This is a genomic window from Pseudomonas sp. LBUM1670, from assembly GCF_059695695.1.
Window position 1 is genome coordinate 5,215,631 of record NZ_CP166783.1, and the last position, 24,394, is coordinate 5,240,024.

The 24,394-nt window shown below is 58.4% G+C and carries 21 protein-coding genes and 1 tRNA gene; 16 read left to right on the forward strand and 6 right to left on the reverse strand.

The features are described 5' to 3' along the window. Nucleotides 1–13 precede the first annotated feature (13 nt). From apaG to ACA073_RS23935, 7 genes are all read left to right on the forward strand, one after another. A complete protein-coding gene (gene apaG, locus ACA073_RS23905) occupies nucleotides 14–394 on the forward strand; it encodes a Co2+/Mg2+ efflux facilitator ApaG/CorD (protein ID WP_461952962.1) in 381 nt (126 codons plus the stop codon). Further along, on the forward strand, nucleotides 394–1,275 hold the full coding sequence (locus ACA073_RS23910) for a symmetrical bis(5'-nucleosyl)-tetraphosphatase (protein ID WP_497399939.1): 882 nt from the start codon (nucleotides 394–396) through the stop codon (nucleotides 1,273–1,275). The genes apaG and ACA073_RS23910 overlap by 1 nt, the downstream gene beginning before the upstream one ends. A 33-nt stretch (nucleotides 1,276–1,308) precedes the next feature. Continuing rightward, entirely contained in the window at nucleotides 1,309–1,638 is a 330-nt protein-coding gene (gene glpE / locus ACA073_RS23915; RefSeq protein WP_008027054.1) for a thiosulfate sulfurtransferase GlpE, read from the forward strand. 296 nt (nucleotides 1,639–1,934) lie between these two features. Then, complete coding sequence (locus tag ACA073_RS23920) at nucleotides 1,935–3,857, forward strand: PrkA family serine protein kinase (protein ID WP_214379233.1); 1,923 nt, start codon at nucleotides 1,935–1,937, stop codon at nucleotides 3,855–3,857. A gap of 204 nt (nucleotides 3,858–4,061) precedes the next feature. After that, entirely contained in the window at nucleotides 4,062–5,333 is a 1,272-nt protein-coding gene (locus ACA073_RS23925) for a YeaH/YhbH family protein (RefSeq protein ID WP_084318393.1), read from the forward strand. After that, the gene (locus ACA073_RS23930) at nucleotides 5,330–6,892 is read left to right on the forward strand and encodes a SpoVR family protein (protein WP_497399942.1); all 1,563 of its coding nucleotides are present in this window, start codon (nucleotides 5,330–5,332) and stop codon (nucleotides 6,890–6,892) included. Before ACA073_RS23925 ends, ACA073_RS23930 begins: the two co-directional genes overlap by 4 nt. 63 nt (nucleotides 6,893–6,955) lie before the next feature. Then, nucleotides 6,956–8,185: a multifunctional CCA addition/repair protein gene (locus ACA073_RS23935; protein WP_497399944.1), complete on the forward strand. Its 1,230-nt coding sequence runs from the start codon at nucleotides 6,956–6,958 to the stop codon at nucleotides 8,183–8,185. Nucleotides 8,186–8,279: 94 nt separating this feature from the next. Here ACA073_RS23935 and folK read toward each other — a convergent pair whose 3' ends face one another. Then, nucleotides 8,280–8,798 (reverse strand): 2-amino-4-hydroxy-6-hydroxymethyldihydropteridine diphosphokinase, encoded by a 519-nt coding sequence (gene folK, locus ACA073_RS23940; protein WP_497399946.1) that lies wholly within the window; start codon nucleotides 8,796–8,798, stop codon nucleotides 8,280–8,282. Further along, entirely contained in the window at nucleotides 8,789–9,145 is a 357-nt protein-coding gene (gene folB / locus ACA073_RS23945) for a dihydroneopterin aldolase (protein WP_008027044.1), read from the reverse strand. The genes folK and folB overlap by 10 nt, the downstream gene beginning before the upstream one ends. Before the next feature lie 74 nt (nucleotides 9,146–9,219). On the opposite strand from folB, the gene plsY reads away from it, so the two are divergent. Beyond that, a complete protein-coding gene (gene plsY / locus ACA073_RS23950; protein ID WP_497399948.1) occupies nucleotides 9,220–9,789 on the forward strand; it encodes a glycerol-3-phosphate 1-O-acyltransferase PlsY in 570 nt (189 codons plus the stop codon). A gap of 23 nt (nucleotides 9,790–9,812) precedes the next feature. Here the strand turns inward: plsY and tsaD are convergent, their stop codons facing one another. Beyond that, nucleotides 9,813–10,838, reverse strand: a complete 1,026-nt coding sequence (tsaD, locus tag ACA073_RS23955) for a tRNA (adenosine(37)-N6)-threonylcarbamoyltransferase complex transferase subunit TsaD (protein WP_497399950.1) — start codon at nucleotides 10,836–10,838, stop codon at nucleotides 9,813–9,815. A gap of 199 nt (nucleotides 10,839–11,037) precedes the next feature. Between tsaD and rpsU the strand changes: the two genes are divergently transcribed. From rpsU to ACA073_RS23980, 5 genes are all read left to right on the forward strand, one after another. Further along, a complete protein-coding gene (rpsU, locus tag ACA073_RS23960) occupies nucleotides 11,038–11,253 on the forward strand; it encodes a 30S ribosomal protein S21 (protein ID WP_002551877.1) in 216 nt (71 codons plus the stop codon). Between the two features lie 481 nt (nucleotides 11,254–11,734). Next, entirely contained in the window at nucleotides 11,735–13,714 is a 1,980-nt protein-coding gene (gene dnaG / locus ACA073_RS23965; RefSeq protein WP_497399952.1) for a DNA primase, read from the forward strand. A gap of 67 nt (nucleotides 13,715–13,781) precedes the next feature. After that, a complete protein-coding gene (rpoD, locus tag ACA073_RS23970) occupies nucleotides 13,782–15,629 on the forward strand; it encodes an RNA polymerase sigma factor RpoD (protein WP_497399954.1) in 1,848 nt (615 codons plus the stop codon). Between the two features lie 121 nt (nucleotides 15,630–15,750). Next, entirely contained in the window at nucleotides 15,751–19,497 is a 3,747-nt protein-coding gene (locus ACA073_RS23975) for a bifunctional diguanylate cyclase/phosphodiesterase (RefSeq protein WP_497399956.1), read from the forward strand. A gap of 15 nt (nucleotides 19,498–19,512) precedes the next feature. After that, a tRNA-Ile gene (locus ACA073_RS23980) sits at nucleotides 19,513–19,589 on the forward strand. Between the two features lie 78 nt (nucleotides 19,590–19,667). Here the strand turns inward: ACA073_RS23980 and ACA073_RS23985 are convergent. After that, on the reverse strand, nucleotides 19,668–19,973 hold the full coding sequence (locus ACA073_RS23985; protein ID WP_497399958.1) for a helix-turn-helix domain-containing protein: 306 nt from the start codon (nucleotides 19,971–19,973) through the stop codon (nucleotides 19,668–19,670). After that, entirely contained in the window at nucleotides 19,966–20,331 is a 366-nt protein-coding gene (locus ACA073_RS23990) for a type II toxin-antitoxin system RelE/ParE family toxin (protein WP_497399960.1), read from the reverse strand. Before ACA073_RS23990 ends, ACA073_RS23985 begins: the two co-directional genes overlap by 8 nt. A gap of 491 nt (nucleotides 20,332–20,822) precedes the next feature. Here ACA073_RS23990 and ACA073_RS23995 point away from each other — a divergent pair, with 491 nt between their 5' ends. Next, the gene (locus ACA073_RS23995; protein WP_497399962.1) at nucleotides 20,823–21,131 is read left to right on the forward strand and encodes a DUF3077 domain-containing protein; all 309 of its coding nucleotides are present in this window, start codon (nucleotides 20,823–20,825) and stop codon (nucleotides 21,129–21,131) included. A 75-nt stretch (nucleotides 21,132–21,206) separates the two neighbouring features. On the opposite strand, the gene ACA073_RS24000 is transcribed toward ACA073_RS23995, so the two are convergent. After that, entirely contained in the window at nucleotides 21,207–21,848 is a 642-nt protein-coding gene (locus tag ACA073_RS24000) for a peptidase M41 (protein WP_497399964.1), read from the reverse strand. 141 nt (nucleotides 21,849–21,989) lie between these two features. Here ACA073_RS24000 and ACA073_RS24005 point away from each other — a divergent pair, with 141 nt between their 5' ends. Both ACA073_RS24005 and ACA073_RS24010 read left to right on the forward strand, forming a co-directional pair. Next, on the forward strand, nucleotides 21,990–22,451 hold the full coding sequence (locus ACA073_RS24005) for an Lrp/AsnC family transcriptional regulator (protein WP_109635345.1): 462 nt from the start codon (nucleotides 21,990–21,992) through the stop codon (nucleotides 22,449–22,451). Between the two features lie 260 nt (nucleotides 22,452–22,711). Continuing rightward, nucleotides 22,712–24,394, forward strand: coding sequence for a flavin monoamine oxidase family protein (locus ACA073_RS24010; protein ID WP_461988861.1), 1,683 nt, complete (start codon nucleotides 22,712–22,714; stop codon nucleotides 24,392–24,394).

Below are 24,394 nucleotides of genomic sequence, written 5' to 3' on the forward strand. Positions count from 1 at the left end.
TAAGGCCTCTTGCATGTCCGATCCTCGTTATCAGGTCGACGTCAGCGTCGTCACCCGCTATCTGGCAGAACAATCGCAACCCGAGCAAAACCGCTTTGCCTTTGCTTACACCATCACCGTGCACAACAATGGCGAATTACCGGCCAAGTTGTTGTCGCGGCACTGGGTGATCACCGACGGTGACGGGCATGTCGAAGAGGTGCGCGGTGCCGGCGTCGTGGGTTTGCAGCCGTTGATCCAGGCCGGCGACATCCACACCTACAGCAGTGGCACGGTGATGACGACCAAGGTCGGCACCATGCAAGGCACCTATCAAATGATTGCCGATGACGGTAAGCACTTCGACGCCATCATCGCCCCATTCCGCCTGGCGGTGCCCGGAGCCCTGCACTGATGGCGACGTACGCCGTCGGTGACCTGCAAGGTTGCCTGGAACCGCTGAAATGCCTGCTCGAGCAAGTCGCCTTCGACCCTGCCCGGGACAAATTGTGGCTGGTCGGCGATCTGGTCAACCGTGGCCCTCAGTCGCTGGAAACCTTGCGCTTCCTCTATAGCCTCCGCGAATCACTGGTGTGCGTACTCGGCAACCACGACCTGCACCTGCTGGCCGCCGGGCGTGACATCGAACGCCTGAAGAAAGCCGACACCCTGCGCGAGATTCTCGAAGCACCGGACCGCGCGGAACTGCTGGAGTGGGTGCGTCAGCAAAAGCTCATGCATTACGACGAGCAGCGCAACATCGCCCTGGTCCACGCCGGCATACCGCCCCAATGGTCGCTGCGCAAAGCCTTGAAGTGCGCCGCCGAAGTCGAAGAAGCCCTGCGCGACGACAACCGTTTCGCGCCCTACCTCGACGGGATGTACGGCAACGAACCGTTGAAGTGGGACAATGACCTCAAAGGCGTGACCCGCCTGCGCGTGATCACCAACTATTTCACCCGCATGCGTTTCTGCACCAGCGAAGGCAAACTCGACCTCAAGGGCAAGGAAGGCGTCGACACCGCACCGCCAGGTTATGCGCCGTGGTTCACCCACAAGGAGCGCAAGACCAAGGGCGTGAAGATCATCTTCGGCCACTGGGCTGCGCTCGAAGGCCAGTGCGACGAGCCAGGCATTTTCGCCCTCGACACCGGTTGCGTCTGGGGCGGAGCGATGACCCTGATGAACGTCGATACCCTTGAACGACTGCAGTGCAAATGCGACGACCATGGCCGCACCTTGCCGCCAGTCGCCCCTTCTATTTCCGAACAAACGTCAGCCGGCGCCCAGCGCTAGACTGCGCTTTCAGCCGAGCCACAGGAGCCCGCCATGAGCGAATTCAAACGCATCCCCCCAGAACAGGCCCAGGCCCTGCGCGAGCAAGGCGCGGTGGTCGTCGATGTTCGAGACCCTGCAACGTTCGCCGCGCTGCACATCAGTGGCTCGAAGCATCTGGACAATCATTCCCTGCATGCTTTCATTCAGGGCGCTGATCTGGACGCACCGACAGTCGTGGTCTGCTATCACGGCAATTCCAGCCAGGGCGCGGCGGCCTACCTGATCAGCCAGGGCTTTTCCGACGTCTACAGCATGGATGGCGGTTTTGAGCTGTGGCGTACGACTTATCCTTCGGAAACGGCGCAAGGCACTTCCGAATAATTTTTTTGTAACGCACAAGCCCCGGCTCCCGCGGGCTAGCGCGGTGGCAGACGAACGGTCTGCCACACATAATTACGTATCTCGCCTTTAACTCCCGAATTAGCAACTATCCTTAAGCGCAGGCCATCCAAAACAGGGGAGAGCCGGTACACCGGCGCGCGGATCATCGGGAGTAGCTTTCGGAGTCGTCAGCTCCGAAAGAGTTCTGGGGGGTAAACAGCGACTGCCTGTTCGGTTGCTGCCAGCATCGACTGAGTGATCCGGCGTCGGCTCCACGTATCGAGCGAGGTGACGTCATGAGTATCTTTAGCCACTTCCAACAACGCTTCGAGTCCACACGCCAGGAAGAACTCTCGCTACAAGAGTACCTGGAGCTGTGCAAAAAGGACCGCAGCGCCTACGTTTCCGCCGCCGAGCGTCTCTTGCTGGCCATCGGAGAACCGGAGCTGCTCGACACCTCGACCAACTCGAGGCTTTCGCGAATCTTTTCCAACAAGGTGATCCGCCGCTATCCGGCCTTTGAAGACTTCCACGGGATGGAAGAATGCATCGACCAGATCGTGTCGTATTTCCGCCATGCCGCTCAGGGCCTGGAAGAAAAGAAACAGATCCTCTACCTGCTCGGCCCTGTCGGTGGCGGTAAATCGTCCCTGGCCGAAAAGCTGAAACAGCTTATCGAGAAGGTGCCTTTCTACGCGATCAAAGGCTCGCCGGTTTTCGAATCGCCCCTGGGTCTGTTCAACGCCACTGAAGATGGCGCGATCCTCGAGGAAGACTTCGGCATTCCGCGGCGCTATCTCAATACCATCATGTCGCCATGGGCCACCAAACGCCTGGCCGAATTCGGCGGCGACATCAGCCAGTTCCGCGTGGTGAAACTCTACCCGTCGATTCTCAATCAGATCGCCGTGGCCAAAACCGAGCCGGGAGATGAAAACAACCAGGACATCTCGGCACTGGTGGGCAAGGTCGATATCCGCAAACTGGAAGAGTTCCCGCAAAACGACGCCGACGCCTACAGCTATTCGGGCGCACTGTGCCGGTCCAACCAGGGCCTGATGGAATTCGTCGAAATGTTCAAGGCGCCGATCAAGGTGCTGCACCCATTGCTGACCGCCACTCAGGAAGGCAACTACAACAGTACCGAAGGTCTGGGGGCGATTCCGTTTACCGGGATCCTGCTGGCCCACTCCAACGAATCGGAATGGCACACCTTCCGCAACAACAAGAACAACGAAGCCTTCATCGACCGGATCTACATCGTCAAAGTCCCGTACTGCTTGCGGGTCAGCGATGAAGTGAAGATCTACGACAAGCTCTTGTTCAACAGTTCGCTGGCCAAGGCCCATTGCGCGCCCGACACCCTGAAGATGCTCGCCCAGTTCACCGTGCTTTCACGCCTCAAGGAGCCGGAAAACTCCAACATCTACTCCAAGATGCGCGTGTATGACGGCGAGAACCTCAAGGACACCGATCCGAAAGCCAAGTCGATCCAGGAATACCGCGACAACGCCGGTGTCGACGAAGGCATGAACGGCCTCTCGACCCGCTTCGCGTTCAAGATTCTGTCGAAGGTCTTCAACTTCGATCCGCACGAAATCGCCGCCAACCCGGTGCACTTGCTGTACGTGCTGGAACAACAGATCGAGCAGGAACAATTCCAGGCCGAAACCCGTGAACGCTATCTGCGCTTCCTGAAGGAGTACCTGGCGCCGCGTTATATCGAGTTCATCGGCAAGGAAATCCAGACGGCCTACCTCGAGTCCTACAGCGAGTACGGCCAGAACATCTTCGATCGCTACGTGCTGTACGCCGACTTCTGGATCCAGGACCAGGAATACCGCGACCCCGAAACCGGCGAGATTCTCAACCGCGTAGCGTTGAACGAGGAATTGGAAAAAATCGAAAAACCGGCCGGCATCAGCAATCCGAAGGATTTCCGCAACGAAATCGTCAACTTCGTGCTGCGCGCCCGAGCCAACAACAACGGCAAGAACCCGACCTGGCTCAGCTACGAAAAACTGCGGGTGGTCATCGAGAAGAAAATGTTCTCCAACACCGAGGACCTCCTGCCGGTCATCAGCTTCAACGCCAAGGCCAGCAAAGAGGACCAGCAGAAGCACAACGACTTCGTCACACGGATGGTCGAGCGGGGTTACACCGACAAACAGGTACGACTGCTGTCCGAGTGGTACCTGCGGGTCAGAAAATCACAATAACCCGCTGCCGGTCAGACCGGTTGTCGTCAGCCAGAGACCTGTGTGCGCATTTTCTGTTACACAGGCCTCTGGAAGGTGTTCGAAAGTCGGTAGCGAGTTCAGGCAGCATCCAAAGCGCTTGGGGGAGCGTTGAACATCCCTTGGCCCCCGGTCCGATGCTGCATCACCGCTCGCCCCTTTCAGGACAGCTTCTAAGGAGCAGTCATGAGCTATGTGATCGACCGACGTCTCAATGGCAAGAACAAGAGCACGGTAAACCGTCAGCGGTTTCTGCGGCGTTACCGTGATCACATCAAAAAGGCGGTAGAAGAGGCGGTCAGCCGACGCTCCATTACCGACATGGAACACGGCGAACAGATCAGTATTCCCGGCCGCGACATCGACGAGCCGGTGCTTCACCACGGTCGCGGTGGCAAGCAGACCGTCGTGCACCCCGGCAACAAGGAATTTACCAGCGGCGAGCACATTGCCCGTCCGCCAGGAGGTGGTGGTGGCAGAGGCCCGGGCAAGGCCGGCAACTCAGGCGAAGGGATGGACGAGTTCGTCTTCCAGATCACCCAGGAAGAATTCCTCGAGTTCATGTTCGAGGACCTTGAGCTGCCGAACCTGGTCAAGCGTAACCTGACCGGCACCGACACCTTCAAGACCGTTCGTGCGGGCATCAGCAACGAGGGCAATCCGTCGCGGATCAACATCATCCGCACCTTGCGTTCGGCCCATGCGCGGCGCATCGCCCTGTCCGGCAGCAGCCGGGCGAAATTGCGCGAAGCCAAAGAAGAACTGCTGCGACTCAAGCGGGATGAACCGGACAACTTCGGCGATATTCAGGAAATCGAGGCCGAAATCGAAAAACTCAGCGCGCGCATCCACCGCGTTCCGTTCCTCGACACCTTCGACCTCAAGTACAACCTGCTGATCAAGCAACCCAACCCCAGCTCCAAGGCCGTGATGTTCTGCCTGATGGACGTGTCCGGCTCCATGACCCAGGCGACCAAGGACATCGCCAAGCGCTTCTTTATCCTGCTGTACCTGTTCCTCAAGCGTAACTACGAAAAGATCGATGTCGTGTTCATCCGCCACCACACCAGCGCCCGGGAAGTGGATGAGGAAGAGTTTTTCTACTCCCGCGAAACCGGCGGCACCATCGTTTCCAGCGCCTTGAAACTGATGCAGGAGATCATGGCCGAACGCTATCCGAGCAACGAGTGGAACATCTATGCCGCCCAGGCCTCCGACGGCGACAACTGGAATGATGACTCGCCGATCTGCCGCGATATCCTGATCAACCAGATCATGCCGTTCGTGCAGTACTACACTTACGTTGAGATCACCCCGCGCGAACACCAGGCCTTATGGTTCGAATACGAACGCATTGCCGAAGCCTTTTCTGACACTTTTGCCCAGCAACAACTGGTCTCGGCCGGGGATATCTATCCGGTCTTCCGTGAACTCTTCCAGCGCAGGTTAGTAACATGACCGCCAAAGAGCAGAAGCGCCAACCCATTTCCACCGGCTCCGAATGGACGTTCGAGCTGATCCAGGCCTACGACCGCGAAATCAGCCGTATCGCGGCTCGCTATGCACTCGATACCTACCCCAACCAGATCGAAGTGATCACCGCAGAGCAGATGATGGACGCCTACGCCTCCGTCGGCATGCCGCTGGGGTATCACCATTGGTCCTACGGCAAACACTTCCTCAGCACCGAGAAATCCTACTCTCGCGGCCAGATGGGACTGGCCTACGAGATCGTGATCAATTCGGACCCCTGCATCGCCTATCTGATGGAAGAAAACACCATCTGCATGCAGGCCCTGGTGGTGGCTCACGCCTGCTACGGGCACAACAGCTTCTTCAAAGGCAATTACCTGTTCCGCACCTGGACCGACGCGAGTTCGATCATCGATTATCTGGTGTTCGCCAAGCAGTACATCATGCAGTGCGAAGAACGCCACGGCATCGATGCGGTCGAGGACCTGCTGGATTCCTGCCATGCGCTGATGAACTACGGAGTTGACCGCTACAAACGCCCTTATCCGATTTCCGCCGAAGAGGAACGTCGTCGGCAAAAGGATCGGGAAGAGCATCTGCAGAAGCAGATCAACGATCTGTGGCGCACCATTCCCAAAGGCGCTGACAAATACAGCGACAAGGACAATGCGCGCTTCCCCGCCGAACCTCAGGAAAACATCCTGTACTTCATCGAAAAACATGCGCCTCTGTTGGAACCTTGGCAGCGCGAGATCGTGCGCATCGTGCGCAAGATCGCGCAGTACTTCTATCCACAACGCCAGACCCAGGTGATGAACGAAGGCTGGGCGACGTTCTGGCATTACACCCTGATGAACGACCTGTACGACGAAGGCCTGGTCACCGACGGCTTCATGATTGAATTCCTGACGTCCCACACCAGCGTGGTCTTTCAGCCAGGCTTCGACAGCCCGTACTACAACGGAATCAACCCCTACACCTTGGGGTTTGCGATGTACCGGGACATCCGGCGCATGTGTGAAGCACCCACCGAGGAGGATTACCGCTGGTTCCCGGAAATCGCGGGTACTGACTGGCTGTCGACCATCAAGTTCGCCATGAGCAGCTTCAAGGATGAGAGTTTCATTCTGCAGTACCTGTCACCGAAGGTGATCCGCGACCTGAAACTGTTCAGCATCCTCGATGACGACCAGAAGGACGACCTGCTGGTGCCGGCCATTCATGATGAAGATGGCTACCGCACCATCCGTGAAACCCTGGCAGCGCAGTACAACCTGGGCAATCGTGAACCCAACATCCAGATCTACAGCATCGATCGCCGGGGCGACCGCTCCCTGACCCTTCGTCACCAGCAACACGACCGCAAGCCACTGGGAGAATCCACCGAGGAAGTGCTCAAACACCTGCACCGTCTCTGGGGCTTCGACATTCACCTGGAAACCCTGCAAGGGGATCAGGTGATGAAAACCCACCATGTTCCGCCCAGAAGCGAGCACAGCGAAGGCGATTACGGCCGGCTGGACCTGGCTGTCATCCATCTTTGATCCTGTTTCGGCCTCCGGAAGTTCGACGCAACGGTTATTCTGTCGAGCTAACGGAGGTTTTTTATGCAGATTTATAAAGTTGGCGGCGCGATTCGTGATCGCCTGCTGGGCAAACCTGTCACCGATATCGACTGGGTGGTTGTCGGGGCCACCACCGAAGAAATGCTCGCCAAGGGCTTTCGCCCGGTGGGTGCGGACTTCCCGGTGTTTCTTCATCCCAAAAGCGGTGAGGAATACGCACTTGCCCGGACCGAACGCAAAAGTGGACGTGGCTATGGCGGCTTCACCTTTCACGCAAGCCCTGAAGTCACCCTTGAAGAAGACTTGATCCGGCGCGACCTGACAATCAACGCCATGGCCGAAGACGATCAGCAAAATCTGACCGACCCCTACCATGGCCAACGTGATCTTGAGGCACGTTTGCTTCGTCACGTTTCCCCTGCGTTCGCCGAAGATCCTCTCCGTGTTCTGCGTGTTGCGCGCTTTGCAGCGCGTTATGCGGAACTGGGTTTTACCGTCGCACCGGAAACCCTGGAACTGATGCGCGAGCTCAGCGAGTCAGGAGAACTCGAAGCGTTGACGGCAGAACGCAGCTGGAAGGAAATTTCCCGCGCACTGATGGAAGATCAACCACAAGTGTTCATCCAGGTGCTGCGCGACTGCGCCGCGCTGAAGGTGTTGATGCCGGAGGTCGACGCACTGTTCGGTGTCCCGCAACCTGAAGCTCACCATCCGGAAATCGACACGGGCGTGCACACCTTGAGCGTGCTCGAACAAGCCGCACTGCACAAACAACCGCTGACTGTGCGCTGGGCCTGCCTGCTGCACGACTTGGGCAAAGGACTGACGCCAGAAGAAGAATGGCCGCGGCACATTGCCCACGAACACAAGGGTCTCAAGCTGATCAAAGCGGTCAATGAACGCTTCAAGGCGCCGAAGGACTGCCAGGAATTGGCGCTGTTGGTGGGCCAGTATCACACCCATGGTCATCGCGCCCTGGAGCTCAAGCCTTCGACCTTGCTGGAGTTGCTGCAGAGTTTCGATGTTTACCGTCGACCGCAGCGATTCGAGGAGTTTATTGCGGCGTGTGAAATGGATGCTCGGGGGCGTAAAGGGCTGGAGCAGAGAAGTTATCCACAGGCGGATTATTTGCGCGGGGCGGCGAATGCGGCGCGGGGGGTGGCGGTTCAGCCGTTGCTGGAGAAGGGATTCAAGGGGCCGGAGTTGGGTGAGGCGATCAAGCGTGAGCGGCTAAAAGCGTTGAAGGCCTACAAAGAGGCGGCGCCGGCCTAAAAGCTTCGCGAGCAAGCCCGCTCCCACAGTTTGATTTGTGTACGACGCGGATCAAAATGTGGGAGCGGGCTTGCTCGCGAAGGCGTCATCCGCCTCACAGCAAATACGAGGGAGTCAGCGGCTCCCCGCGCCACTCAAATGCCACCGGCGCCAACACCTGATCAATCTGCGCTTCACCCCACAACGTTGCGAAGCTTTTGCCCACACCCGGATGCACGCGATCCGGCGCAATCAGCGCCAACGGCCACAACACAAAGGCATTTTTCAGAATCTCTGCCCTCGGCAAAATCAGGCCATCGAAGTTGCCCACGAGGTCGCCGAACAGCAAAACGTCGATATCCAGCGGCAAACCCTTTCGGTCCGGCGCATAGCGGCCATTGTCCGCCTCAATGAATTTCAACCGGCGGTCCAACTCCATCAGTGGCAGATCGGTGTAAGCCGACACCACGAAATTGAAGAACGGCCCGCTCTTGATCCCCACAGGCTGACTTTCGAACACCGCCGAGCAGTGAATATCCACGAGAAAACCCGCCAGGGCTTCCAGGCCGGCCTGCAAATGGGTTTCGCGCTCGATATTGCTACCGAGCCCGAGATACACCTGAGTCAGCGACATCCGCGCTCGATCTCCACGCCCACACCACCGGTGGCCGCCGGGACGGCACCTGGCTTGGTCAGTTTGAGGCGCATCCAGGTGATGTTGAATTCGCTCATCAGCACTTCCACAAGACGCTCTGCAAAGGTTTCGACCAGCTGGAACTGCGCCTGCTCGGCAAAGGCCTGGATGCGTGACGAAACGCTCGCATAATCGAGCGCCAGGGTCAGGTCGTCACCGGCGGCGGCCGGGCGATTATCCCAGGCGAAGCTCAGATCAAGCCGCAGGCACTGTCGGATGCCTCGCTCCCAGTCGTAGGCACCGATAACAGTGTCGACTTCCAGGCCCTCGATAAACACTCTGTCCAAGCACTCTTCTCCGCTGCACGACAAGGGCGCAATGCGCCGTTAGAATCAGGGCGTCCTCGCCCGGAATAGTTAGCATGTTTTGGTTACTGGCGACCTTCGCCTACCTGCTCGGCTCTCTGTCCTTCGCCATTTTGCTCAGCCGCCTGACCGGTAACCCCGATCCGCGAATGAGTGGCTCGGGCAATGCCGGTGCCACCAACATGTTACGCCTGGCCGGCAGGAAGCTCGCCATCCTGACCTTGGTCGGCGACCTCTGCAAAGGCCTGCTGCCGGTATTGATCGCAGGCGTTGCGGGCCTTTCGCTGCAAGAACAGGCCTGGATCGGCGTTTGCGCCGTCATCGGTCACCTGTTCCCGCTGTACTTTCGCTTTCGCGGCGGCAAGGGTGTCGCCACCGCCGCGGGAATGTTACTGGGCCTTTACCCGCCTGCGGCCCTGCTGGCGGTCTGTGCGTGGCTGCTGACGTTCTCCCTGACCCGCACCAGCTCACTCGCCGCCCTGATCGCCACACCGCTGACCCTGCCGTTGCTGGCTTGGCAAGAACCGGCGGCATTGCTGCCCATGAGCGCGCTCACGGGCCTGATCGTCTGGCGCCATCGTGGCAATCTACGCGACCTGTTTGCCGGGCGCGAACGGCATTTTTAACTGCCGGACGTGAACGCCGCTCATCACAGGCCCGACAATTGCTCCATCGGCCAGCGCGCCTGCACGCTGATCGCCAGGCTTTCGTGCTGACCGGCCTGCAAGCGCTGGCAGCCGGCGAACGCGATCATCGCGCCATTGTCGGTGCAGAACTCCGGACGGGCGTAAAACACATCGCCCTTCAGGTCGCCGAGCATTTTCTCCAAAGAAGATCGCAACGCCTTGTTCGCGCTGACGCCGCCAGCGATCACCAGACGCTTCATGCCCGCCTGTTTCAGGGCACGCTTGCACTTGATGGTCAAAGTCTCCACCACGGCCTGCTGGAACGCCAGCGCGATGTCGCAACGGGCTTGCTCGCTGTCGTCCCCGGCGCTGACGCTCTGCTGCCAGGTGTTCAAGGCAAATGTCTTCAGGCCGCTGAAACTGAAAGCCAGGCCCGGGCGGTCGCACATCGGACGCGGGAAGGTGAAACGTCCTGCAACGCCCTGCTCCGCCAGACGAGCGATTTCCGGACCGCCCGGATAATTCAGCCCCATCATCTTCGCCGTCTTGTCGAACGCTTCACCGGCGGCATCATCAAGGGTCTCGCCCAAGAGCGTGTATTGACCGATCCCGTCGACCTGAACCAGCTGCGTATGACCGCCGGACACCAACAAAGCGACGAACGGGAATTCTGGCGGTTTCGACTCCAGCATCGGCGCCAGCAAATGACCTTCCATGTGATGCACGCCAAGGGCCGGAATACCCCAGGCAAAGGCCAGCGCCTGAGCACAGGAAGCCCCTACCAGCAAAGCACCGACCAGCCCGGGACCCGCGGTGTAGGCGATCGCATCGATCTCGGTCGGCACGCAGCCGGCCTCGGCCAGCACCTGACGAATCAAGGGCAGCATGCGTTTCACGTGATCGCGCGAGGCCAGCTCCGGCACCACACCGCCATAGGCGCGGTGCAGGTCGATCTGACTGAACAGCGCGTCGGCCAGCAGGCCGCGTTCACTGTCATATAATGCGACGCCGGTTTCGTCGCAGGAAGTTTCTAATCCCAGTACTAGCATGGGTTTGCGCCTTGTTTAGGCTGAATTCGAAGGCGCGCATAATAGTCGCCATGGGATGCCCCGACTAGCGGTTTTCGATCAGAGGCTTTGCATTCCGAGCGATGAGGGGTTAACATCCGCAACCCTTAAAAACCGACGTCTTCAAGTGCTCTTTTGCCGCGAGGATGTTGACCCCGGTAATGAATGAAGGTAGCTCTGGATGCCAGCCGTCAAAGTAAAAGAGAACGAACCCTTCGACGTAGCTCTGCGTCGTTTCAAGCGCTCCTGCGAAAAAGCCGGTGTACTGGCTGAAGTTCGTAGCCGCGAATTTTACGAGAAGCCAACTTCTGAGCGTAAGCGCAAAGCAGCAGCCGCTGTTAAGCGTCACGCCAAGAAAGTTCAGCGCGAACAGCGCCGCGCCGTTCGTCTGTACTAATACACAGACGATCGTAGCAAGCTTCTGCCAAGCCCGGCCCTCAGCCGGGCTAATGGCATTTGCGGAAAACGCTTGATGCTTCACCGTCAAAGCCGCACACGCGACCGAGACAAACCTGCTTCACAGCGTCAGACCTGGCTCTTTTGCCAGCGGTGCACGTCTTTTCTGACGAGCCTTCCAAGGCTACTGACGAGCACACCCACTGATTCCTCTCACGACGATCAGCCCAAGGCACCTTCTTGCGTGCCCGCTTATGAGCTATCCGGGGCCATCGACTGGCCGCAGCGGATTCAGCGAAACACTTTCAAATAGTCGAATACTGATTGGTATTAACGTCAGTTGATTTTCGGCAGATACACTTCCCGACAGCGATTACGCAGACGACACTGGTCGAGCCGCACATTTTGCGTGCCTCAAATTACGACCCGTATTCGGCCGCCCTTCGTTTCGGGTCCATTTCAGCGCAGATGACGAGAACGCCATGGCCGGGCTAATTCCCCAGAGCTTCATTGACGACCTTCTGAACCGCACCGACATCGTCGATGTGGTCAGCTCGCGCCTGCAACTGAAAAAGGCCGGCAAGAATCACACCGCCTGCTGCCCGTTTCACAAAGAGAAAACCCCCTCCTTCAGCGTCAGCCCCGACAAGCAGTTCTATTACTGCTTCGGCTGCGGCGCTGGCGGTAACGCTCTCGGCTTCATGATGGACCACGACAACCTGGACTTCATCCAGGCTGTCGAAGAACTCGCCAAAGCCGCCGGCATGGAAATCCCCCGCGAAGAAAGCGGCCGGCCGCACAAACCGCGGCAGCCGACTGATTCGCCGCTGTACCCGCTACTTACCGCCGCCGCCGATTTCTACCGCCAGGCACTGAAAAGCCATCCATCGCGCAAAGCCGCTGTGGATTATTTGAAGGGTCGCGGGTTGACCGGCGAAATCGCCCGGGACTTCGGCCTCGGCTTCGCTCCGCCCGGCTGGGACAATCTGTTCAAGCATTTGAGCAGCGACACCCTGCAACAAAAAGCCATGGTCGATGCCGGCCTGCTGATCGAGAACGCCGAAACCGGCAAACGCTATGACCGCTTCCGCGATCGCGTGATGTTTCCGATCCGAGACAGCCGCGGGCGAATCATTGCTTTCGGTGGCCGCGTTTTGGGTGATGACAAACCGAAATACCTGAACTCACCGGAAACTCCGGTATTCCATAAGGGCCAGGAACTCTACGGTCTTTATGAAGCGCGTAAAAATAACCGCAACCTCGACGAAATCATCGTCGTCGAAGGCTACATGGACGTCATCGCCCTCGCCCAGCAAGGTCTGCGCAACGCCGTCGCCACGCTAGGCACCGCCACCAGCGAAGAGCACTTGAAGCGACTGTTTCGTGTCGTGCCCAACGTACTGTTCTGCTTCGACGGCGACCAGGCTGGCCGTAACGCCGCGTGGCGGGCGCTGGAAGCCACACTGCCCTGCCTGCAAGACGGGCGACGGGCGCGCTTCCTGTTTCTGCCCGAGGGCGAAGACCCGGATACGCTGGTCCGCTCCGAGGGCACCGACGCGTTCCGCGCGCGAATCAATCAGCACGCACAGCCACTGGCGGATTATTTCTTCCAGCAACTGACCGAGGAATCCGATCCGCGCTCGCTCGAAGGTAAGGCCCACATGGCCACCCTCGCCGCACCACTGATCGACAAGGTTCCGGGTGCGAACCTGCGCATTCTGATGCGCCAGCGCCTGACCGAAATCACCGGACTGAGCGGTGAAGCCGTGAGCCAACTGGTGCAAAGCGCACCGCAGGAAGCGCCACCGGCCTACGATCCGGGCATCGATTACGACGCCATGCCGGACTACAGCGACTACCATCAGCCCCAGGCACAAGAGATGTATGTGCCGCAGCAGGAATGGACGCCGAAGAAATCCGGCGCCGGCGGCAAGAAATGGGACAAGAAACCCTGGGACAAGAACGGCAAACGCGGCGGTGATCGTGATAAACAGAGCGCCCCCCGCACACCGATTGCCGTGGAAGCCCCGACTCTGATCGCGCTTCGCACGCTCATTCATCACCCGGAACTGGCTGGCAAGGTGGAAACCGCCGATCACTTCGCGAATGAGAGCAACACCTACGCGCAACTGCTGGTGGCCCTGATCGAGGCCGTGCAAAAAAATCCTAAGCTAAACTCAATTCAGTTAATGGCCCGCTGGCACGGGACCGAGCAGGGACGTCTTCTCAAAGCTTTGGCGGAAAAGGAGTGGCTGATTGAAGGCGACAACCTTGAACAACAGTTTTTAGACACCATTACTAGGCTATCAGCAGGTCAACACACGGATAGCCTTGAAGCACTTATCAGAAAAGCAAGGCAACCGGGATTGACCGCAGAGGAAGCAAATCAGATAGCAAATCAGATGCGCGACCTATTAAAACGCAATAAGGCTGAACCAAACCCGACCTCAACTGGCGCGTGAGGTCATAGCTCAGGTATAATCCTCGGCTTGTTTTTTGCCCGCCAAGACCTTCAGTGGATAGGGTGTTATGTCCGGAAAAGCGCAACAGCAGTCTCGTATCAAAGAGTTGATCACACTTGGTCGTGAGCAGGGCTACCTGACTTACGCGGAGGTCAACGACCACCTGCCGGAGGATATTTCAGATCCGGAACAGGTGGAAGACATCATCCGCATGATCAATGACATGGGGATCAACGTATTCGAGGTTGCGCCAGATAAGGATTCCCTTATGCTGGCCGACGCCGATACCGACGAAGCCGCGGCCGAAGAGGCAGCAGCAGCGTTGGCAGCGGTCGAGACCGACATTGGTCGCACCACCGACCCGGTGCGCATGTACATGCGCGAAATGGGTACGGTAGAGCTCCTCACACGTGAAGGCGAAATCGAAATCGCCAAACGTATTGAAGAGGGCATCCGCGAAGTGATGGGCGCAATCGCGCACTTCCCTGGCACGGTTGACCATATTCTCTCCGAGTACACTCGCGTCACCACCGAAGGTGGCCGCCTGTCCGACGTCCTGAGCGGTTATATCGACCCGGACGACGGCATTGCGCCGCCTGCTGCAGAAGTGCCGCCGCCAGTCGATCCGAAAGCCGCTCCAGCTGCCGACGACACCGACGACGATGACGCCGAAGCAACGGATGACGAAGAAGAAGCCGAAAGCGGTCCGGATCCGATCATCGCGGCACAGCGCTTTGGCGCTGTCTCCGATCAGATGGAAATCACCCGCAAGGCGCTGAAAAAGCACGGTCGCAACAACAAGGCTGCTATCGCCGAACTGTTGGCGCTGGCCGAGCTGTTCATGCCGATCAAACTGGTGCCGAAGCAATTCGAAGGCCTGGTCGAGCGTGTTCGCAGTGCCCTGGATCGTCTGCGTCAGCAAGAGCGCGCGATCATGCAACTGTGCGTTCGTGATGCCCGCATGCCGCGTGCCGATTTCCTGCGCCAGTTCCCGGGCAATGAAGTCGACGAAAGCTGGACCGATGCGCTGGCCAAAGGCAAAAGCAAATACGCTGAAGCCATTGGTCGCCTGCAGCCGGACATCATTCGTTGCCAGCAGAAGCTGACCGCGCTGGAAACCGAAACCGGTTTGACGATCGCCGAGATCAAGGACATCAACCGTCGCATGTCGATCGGTGAGGCCAAGGCCCGCCGCGCGAAGAAAGAGATGGTTGAAGCGAACTTGCGTCTGGTGATCTCCATCGCCAAGAAGTACACCAACCGTGGCCTGCAATTCCTCGATCTGATCCAGGAAGGCAACATCGGTCTGATGAAAGCGGTAGACAAGTTCGAATACCGCCGCGGCTACAAATTCTCGACTTATGCCACCTGGTGGATCCGTCAGGCGATCACTCGCTCGATCGCCGACCAGGCCCGCACCATCCGTATTCCGGTGCACATGATCGAGACGATCAACAAGCTCAACCGTATTTCCCGGCAGATGTTGCAGGAAATGGGTCGCGAACCGACCCCGGAAGAGCTGGGCGAACGCATGGAAATGCCTGAGGACAAGATCCGCAAGGTATTGAAGATCGCTAAAGAGCCGATCTCCATGGAAACCCCGATCGGTGATGACGAAGACTCCCATCTGGGTGACTTCATCGAAGACTCGACCATGCAGTCGCCAATCGATGTTGCTACCGTTGAGAGCCTTAAAGAAGCGACTCGCGAAGTCCTGTCCGGCCTCACTGCCCGTGAAGCCAAGGTTCTGCGCATGCGCTTCGGTATCGACATGAATACCGACCACACCCTCGAGGAGGTTGGTAAGCAGTTCGACGTGACCCGTGAACGGATTCGTCAGATCGAAGCCAAGGCGTTGCGCAAGCTGCGCCACCCGACGAGAAGCGAGCATTTGCGCTCCTTCCTCGACGAGTGATCACAAAACCCCCGGCCCAGGCCGGGGGTTTTGCTTTGTACAGATAAAATCCCCCGCACTTCCCTCCCGCCGAATAGCCCGTCTACACTCGAAGCATTCCCCGAGCCATAACGAGACCGTTATGCCCAGACTGCCGACCGTGCTTTTTTTGCTGTCGCTGATGACCTGGACCGCAACGGCTGGCGCGCTGACTCTGACCGACGAAGAACGTAGCTGGCTGGCGGCCCACCCGGACTTGCGCCTGGGTGTCGATGCGTCATGGCCCCCCTTTGAGTTTCGCGATGAGCAGGGCCGCTACCAAGGCCTGGCGGCAGACTACATCGACCTGATCCGCCAACGCCTGGCCATCAAGCTCACGCCCATCGAACCCGTGAGCTGGACGGCTGTTCTCGAACAGGCCAAACAGGCCAAACTAGACTTGTTACCGGGCATCATGTCGACCCCGGAACGCCAGACATACCTGTCTTTTACTCGTCCTTACCTGGACTTTCCGATTGTCATCCTTGCCCACGTCGGTGGCCCTCAGCCGCGCAAACTCGAAGAGCTGTACGGCCTGAAAATCGCCGTGGTGGAAAACTACGCGCCCCATGAATTGCTGCGCACCCACCATCCCGATCTGAACCTGGTGGGCATGCCCAACGTCAGCTCAGCCTTGCAGGCACTGGCGACCGATGAAGTGGACGCGGTGGTCGGCGATCTCGCCTCCAGCGTCTGGAGTCTGCGTCAGCTCAAGCTCGACGGGCTCTATGTCAGCGGCGAGACGCCCTATCGCTATCAACTGGCCATGGGCGTGCCCCGGGACAACAAGATCCTGGTCGGCATTCTGGACAAAGTCCTGGCGGACATGACCCCGGACGAAATCAACACCATCCAGGAGCACTGGGTCGGCAACGTTCTCGATCATCGAACATTCTGGTCCGATCTGCTGGTGTATGGCCTGCCGGGTTTGCTGATACTCGTCACAGTGCTGGCGGTGGTCATTCGGATCAACCGCCGCCTGAGTTCGGAAATCGCTCGCCGCGTCGATCTGGAACAGGAACTGCGCAGCAGCGAGTACCATTATCGCGGGCTGGTGGAGAGCCTTTCGGCCATTGCCTGGGAAGCGCGGATCACCGATTTCACCTACAGCTATGTGTCGCCCCACGCCGAAGAATTGCTCGGCTACCCCCTGGCCCATTGGCTGATTCCAGGCTTCTGGCGCAACATCATCCACCCCGCCGACCTGACCCGTGCCCAGACCTTCTGCGATCACGAAGTTTTGGCGGGACGCGATCACAGCCTCGATTACCGGGTCATCACTGCCGATGGCCGCTGCATATGGGTGCGCGACATCGTCAGCCTGATCGAGCACGGCCATGAACCGGTGATGCGTGGCCTGATGATCGACATCAGCGAGGCCAAGCGCACCGAAGAGGCGTTGCGCCTGTCGGAACAGAAGTTTGCCTCGGTATTCCAGCAATGCCCGGACATCCTGGTCATCGCGCGACTCTCTGACGGTTGCCTGCTGGAGGTCAACGAAGCATTCGAAGAACAGATCGGGCTCAAGGCAGAAGACGTCTTAGGCCAGACGGCCACCGACCTGAACATCTGGGGCATTCCTGGCGTCGGGCCGGGTTTGCTACAGCGCTTGCAGGCCGGCAGCATCCGTAACCTGGAGATGCCCTTTCGCCGCAATAATGGCCAGGTGTTTACCGGCCTGATCTCCGCCGAGCCTTTCGACCTCGACACGACGCCCGCGCTGGTAGTGGTTGTGCGGGATATCAGCCAGCTCAAGGAAACCCAGCAACAGCTGCAAACCTCCGAAGAAAAATTCGCCAAGGCCTTCCACGCCTCCCCCGACGGGTTGCTGATATCCCGGCAGAGCGACGGTTTGCTGCTGGAGGTCAACGAGGGTTTCAGCCGCATTACCGGTTTCAACAGCGCGATGTCCGTGGACCGCTCGGCATTGGAGCTGGGGATCTGGGTCAATCTCAACGAACGCAAACAGATGCTCGACCTGCTGCATCGGGACGGTTTCGTCCGCGACTTCAGTTGCCATATTCGCCGCAGCGACGGGCAGATCCGCCTTTGTGAGGTGTCCAGCCGTCCGCTGCCGATCGGCGATGAAGATTGCATGCTGACCATCGCCCGGGACATCACCGAGCGGCACTTGATGCAGGAAAAACTGCAACAGGCGGCGACTGTGTTCGAGAGCACTGCCGAGGGCGTGTTGATCACTGACACCCAGCAACACATCAGCGCGGTCAATCGCGCCTTTACCGAAATCACCGGCTACAGCGAAAGTGAGGCACTGGGCCACACCCCTCGCCTGCTCGCCTCGGGCCTGCATGACAGTGCTTTCTATGCGGCCATGTGGCATCAACTGACGGCCGAAGGTCATTGGCAAGGCGAGATTTCCAACCGACGCAAAAACGGCGAGTTGTACCCGAGCTGGCTGACCATCAGCGCCGTGCGCAACCGCGAAAAGTTCATCACCCACTTTGTCGCCGTGTTCGCGGACATTTCCAGCCTCAAGCACGCGCAGGCCAAACTCGATTACCAGGCGCACCACGACCCGCTGACGGGCTTGCCGAACCGCACGCTGTTCGAGAGCCGATTGCTGACCGCACTCAACAACCAGCAGGAAAACGGTGGCCAGGGCGCCGTGCTATTCCTCGATCTGGACCGCTTCAAACACATCAACGACAGCCTCGGCCACCCGGTCGGCGACCTGCTGCTCAAGGGCATCGCCGTGCGCCTCAAGGACCAGTTGCGCGACATCGACACCGTGGCACGCCTCGGTGGCGACGAATTCATCATCCTGTTGCCCGGCCTGCAACAGTCCAGCGATGCCGACAACATTGCCACCAAACTGCTCAACTGCTTCTCTGCACCGTTCCAGGCCGGCGAGCATGAGTTCTTCATCAGTGCCAGCATTGGCACCAGCCTGTATCCCAAGGACGGCTGTGACGTCGCCACACTGGTCAAGAACGCCGACGCGGCGATGTACCGCTCCAAGGCCAAGGGCCGCAACCGGGTCGAAAGCTATACCCGCGATCTGACCGCTCAGGCCAGCGAGCGGGTCGCACTGGAACATGAACTGCGCCGCGCCATCGAGCGCAATGAACTGTTGCTCCACTACCAGCCGAAAATCAGCCTGGAAGACAATCGCCTGGTGGGTGCTGAAGCCCTCATCCGCTGGCACCACCCGACCTTCGGTGCCGTGCCGCCAGAGCATTTCATTCCCTTGGCCGAAGAGAACGGGATGATTCTGCAAATCGGCGACTGGGTGCTCGAGACTGCTTGCCGACAGATGTACGAATGGAACCTGACTTACGAATGCCTCGGCCCGTTGTCGGTCAACCTCGCCGGCGCGCAACTGCGCCAGCCCAACCTGCTCGGCCGGATCGAGCAACTGCTCAAGGACAACGCTCTTCAGCCCGGATTATTGCAACTGGAAATTACCGAAAACTTCATCATGAGCCAGGCCGAGGAAGCGCTGGCGGTACTGCATCAACTCAAACACCTGGGCGTGCAACTGGCCATCGATGACTTCGGCACTGGTTATTCATCCCTGAGTTACCTCAAGCGCCTGCCGCTGGACATCCTCAAGATCGACCAGTCGTTCGTCCGCGGCCTGCCGGATGATCCCCATGACGCGGCGATTGTTCGCGCGATCATCGCGCTGGGCCGCAGCATGCAATTTACTGTCATTGCCGAGGGTGTCGAGACCTTCGCGCAGCAGCAATTCCTCGCGCAGGAAGGCTGCGAACAGATCCAGGGTTACATCGTCAGCCTGCCCTTGCCGCCGGACGAATTCGCCGCGACGTTTCTTCGTATAGCCGTATCGGATTTTTCGGATAGCACAGCCGAGAAACCGTCGCTATAATCCGCGGCCTACTGAGGGCCTATAGCTCAGTTGGTTAGAGCAGAGGACTCATAATCCTTTGGTCCACGGTTCAAGTCCGTGTGGGCCCACCAAACAAAAAAGCCGCGCTCAATGCGCGGCTTTTTCGTGTCTGAGTGGCTGGTTTTTTGTAGCACTGATTTTTGAGTCGCTCAGTTCGCAAAGTTTTCGATCTTTACCTGTCCCTCAGGAAAGGTCGCGATGATTTCCAGCTCACCACCCATCGCGCGTATGTAGTTGCGCAAAGTGCTGATGTACATGTCAGTGCGTCGCTCCATCCTGGAAATCGCCGCCTGATTGACATGCAGTGTCTTGGCCAGCGTTTCCTGGCTCAGCTCTTGGGCCTTACGCAGCTCATGCAGGGGCATTTCTTTCAGGTGCTGGTGGAACAGCCGCTCTGCGTTAGCGCGGGACTCTGGCGTCATACGAGCTTGAAGTTCAGCAAATTTTTTAGCCATCGTTACGGCCCTCTTTACTCAATATTTCCAAATGTTCGTCATACAATTTTTCCGCAAGCGGGACATGCACTTCATACCAACGGTTCTGACCGGTTTTGTTGCCTCCGATTAAAAGCAACGCGCATCGCCGTGGATCAAACGCATAGAGCACGCGGTAGGGTCGACCCGCATGCTGGACCCGCAGCTCTCGGAGATGCCCCAATCGCGAGCCCTTAATGTCGCTGCTATGGGGATAACCCAAACCCGGCCCGAAGAACCCCAGTAAATCAACGCAGGCCGACACCGAGGCTTGCTCCTTCGCATCCAACCCTTCCCACCACCCTTCAAACTCATCGGTGTATTCAATCTCCCAGCCCATACCAATATGCCACCCAAGGAATATGATCTCAAGGGAATAACTCTAGGCTTTAGCGGCCATGCGACCACCTTGGTTGCCAATGAAATTGTTAACGGTGGTTTCTGTTTGGATCTGGGTGTTCGGCGCGTGGCGTTTAGCGGTGTTTACTTAAAGTGTCGGAATATCGGATGACGCCCGCAGACCTTGTAGGCAAACTCCGAATCGTGTTTTGTGGGCACTTTGATGCCTTGTTGCGCCTTTCTTCGACGGGATAGGCTCCAGACGTCGCTGACCATTCAGCGATCGGGCTTGGAAACCTGTCGAAATTCATCGCAACAGCACCGCTTCAGGAATGACAACTTTAAAGCTTGCGCTCTTGATTTATGGCGGCTGTGCGCGGGACGTCTTCGGACGTGCCGGTTTCCTAATTTCCCGGTTTTCCAACCTGCGCATAGCCGTCACCCATTCGCTTGGAAACGAATGCGACGGCACTTCAAATTAGGAGTTTCAACATGACAAAAACAAACCCGCTCCACCCCTCAGAACTACAAACCATCGGCCTCACCCCCTTCATCTACTGCTCAAACCAGGCGCTGTTCCGTGTCGGTCGCGGCGTCCCCCTTGCCGATGCTCTGGCCCAAGCCTCCAATCTATTGTTTCTCGCCAAGGAACTGACCATGGACGCTGCTTACGCCAAAGACACCGACCGCCACGCCTGGGCGGCGCATTACCTGACGTCGATGAGCAAAGCCGTGGTCGATGATGTAATGAAGGTGCTGGAGCGCGGACCTGATCGAGCCGAGTCGAAGTCCACAAAATAGCGGCAGATTGCCCGTGGAATGAGCCCCGAAATTTCGGGGCTTTCACAGGATGACCGGTGATGCGCTGTCTTACGCCTACACACCCAACGCGGGAATACCCCGCACTAGCGGCAACCGCTCTAGCATCTCACGCGTAAAAACCACCTCATACGTATCCGCCGCCTGCCCCCACTGCTCCACGATGAACATGCGGTCGACCAGCAGCAATGCCAGTTCGGTGATCGTAACCGCCAGATCCTCGACGATGGTTTGAGTCCGAGCCCACAAAGGGTCGGTAATCGCTTTCAGCTCAGCAGTAATACGCTCGGACGACGCGGGGTCCGTAGCGGGATAAGTGATGTTGCGCAGCAGGTTCTGTAACTCTTTGACTTTCGCGTAATCCTGCTCGGCCCCTAAGGCGCCTTTCAAGATGGCAATGGCTTTCGACCTATCGACGCGTTTGCCGGAGGAAAGTGTTGGAGGTAATGTCTGCGCCATAGCGCCAGCCAGGAGGACTATCATCCGATTCTCCAGGTGTGTCTTCATCGCTTCCAACGTATGAATGGGCCGCGCCAATGTGATGGAAGCCCCTCCTTGATGCCGCAAGTCCATGGTCACGGACAAGGTGACGCCACCGGTTTCGAACCCCAACGCGCGAGCCGTTACGTAGTGACCCATTTCGTGATGGGCAATCTGCACCGCACGATCGCGCACAAGGGTCGGCATGTTCGTCGTCATTTCATCGCCCCCCCGATTCCTCGACTTTGCCTGCCAGTTCCCAGCCCCACATTAACGGTACTGAGCCTAGATCAAGCATCCACTGTGCAGGATGTGCCTGTAACATATTGAACCATTGATCTGTCCCGCTGGAGCCAACCCTTGCCTGACACCCGCCCGCCCGTTCTTGACGAAATCGACCGCCAATTGATCGCGGCCCTGCAGATCAATGCCCGCGAAAGCGTGGCCATGCTCGCCCGGCAACTGGGCATCGCTCGCACCACTGTGACTTCGCGGTTGGCGCGACTGGAAAAGGCCAAGGTCATCACCGGTTATGGCGTGCGTTTGGGGCAACGGGTGGTGGATGGCGGGTTGCAGGCGTATGTGGGGATTACTGTCCAGCCGCGTTCCGGCAAGGAAGTGTTACGGCGGTTAAGTGCGATGGCACAGGTGCAGCAGTTGTGTGCGGTGAGTGGCGAATTTGATTATGTGGCGTGGTTAAGAACTGAATCGCCGGAGCAGCTGGATCAGTTGCTGGATCAGATCGGGAGTGTGGATGGGGTGGAGAAGACGACCACGTCGATCATTCTCAGCAGCAAGATCGATCGCGGCCAACCGGTTTAAACACAATTTTCATGTGGGAGCGGGCTTGCTCGCGAAAGCGGTGTGCCATTGAAAACTGAAGTAACTGACACACCGCTTTCGCGAGCAAGCCCGCTCCCACAGTGAACAGTGTGTATCGATAGATCGTCACTCTGATCAATTAATTAGCAAAACGACGACACATTGCGTCTTATTAACGTGTTCTACGCTCTCTAGAATGGCTGCCATCTTTTCCTATACTCAGACGCGCATCCCGCGTCCGGTCGCCAGCAAGGTCAGCCATGAACAAGAACAATCGCCATCCTGCAGACGGTAAAAAACCAGTCACCATTTTCGGCCCGGACTTTCCATTCGGCTTTGACGACTGGATCGAGCACCCGGCCGGCCTGGGCAGTATTCCTGCGCATAACCATGGCGCCGAAGTGGCGATCGTCGGCGCGGGGATTGCCGGTTTGGTGGCCGCGTATGAGTTGATGAAACTGGGCCTCAAGCCCGTCGTCTACGAAGCCTCGAAAATGGGCGGCCGTCTGCGCTCCCAGGCTTTCAACGGGACCGATGGCATTGTCGCCGAACTGGGCGGCATGCGCTTTCCGGTGTCGTCCACGGCGTTTTACCACTATGTCGACAAGCTCGGTCTCGAGACCAAACCCTTTCCCAATCCGCTGACGCCTGCCTCTGGCAGCACCGTGATCGACCTGGAAGGCAAAACCCACTACGCGCAGAAGCTGGCCGATCTCCCAGCACTGTTCCAGGAAGTGGCTGACGCCTGGGCCGACGCACTGGAGGCCGGCTCGCAGTTCTCCGATATCCAGCAAGCGATCCGCGACCGTGACGTACCGCGCCTCAAAGAGCTCTGGAACACTCTGGTTCCGCTGTGGGACGACCGCACCTTCTACGACTTTGTCGCCACCTCCAAAGCATTCGCCAAGCTCTCGTTCCATCACCGCGAAGTGTTCGGCCAGGTCGGTTTCGGCACCGGCGGCTGGGACTCGGACTTCCCGAACTCGATGCTGGAAATCTTCCGCGTAGTGATGACCAACTGCGACGATCACCAACATCTGGTCGTCGGCGGCGTCGAACAAGTGCCACAAGGCATCTGGCGCCATGTGCCGGAACGTTGCGTGCACTGGCCCGAAGGCACCAGCCTCAAGTCGCTGCACAGAGGCGCGCCACGTTCCGGGGTCAAAAAAATCGCTCACGCCCCGGACGGCCGTTTTGCGGTCACCGATAACAACGGCGACACCCGCGAATACGCGGCAGTACTGACCACCTGCCAGAGCTGGCTGCTGACCACCCAGATCGAATGCGACGAAACCCTGTTCTCGCAAAAGATGTGGATGGCCCTCGACCGCACCCGCTACATGCAATCGTCGAAAACCTTCGTGATGGTCGACCGGCCGTTCTGGAAGGACAAGGACCCGGAAACCGGTCGCGACCTGATGAGCATGACCCTCACTGATCGCCTGACCCGTGGCACGTATCTGTTCGACAACGGTGACGACAAACCCGGTGTGATTTGCCTGTCGTACTCGTGGATGAGCGATGCGCTGAAAATGCTTCCGCACCCGGTAGAAAAACGCGTGGAACTCGCGTTGAACGCGCTGAAAAAGATCTACCCGAAAGTCGACATTGCCGCACGGATCATCGGCGACCCGATCACCGTGTCCTGGGAAGCCGACCCGCATTTCCTCGGTGCGTTCAAAGGCGCCCTGCCCGGTCACTATCGCTACAACCAACGCATGTACGCGCATTTCATGCAGGACGACATGCCGGCCGAACAACGCGGGATTTTCATCGCGGGCGACGATGTTTCGTGGACGCCGGCGTGGGTCGAAGGCGCAGTACAGACCTCGCTCAATGCGGTGTGGGGCATCATGAAACACTTCGGCGGTGAAACTCACGCCGAAAACCCGGGTCCAGGAGATGTGTTCAACGAGATCGGTCCGATCGCCCTGCCCGAGTAA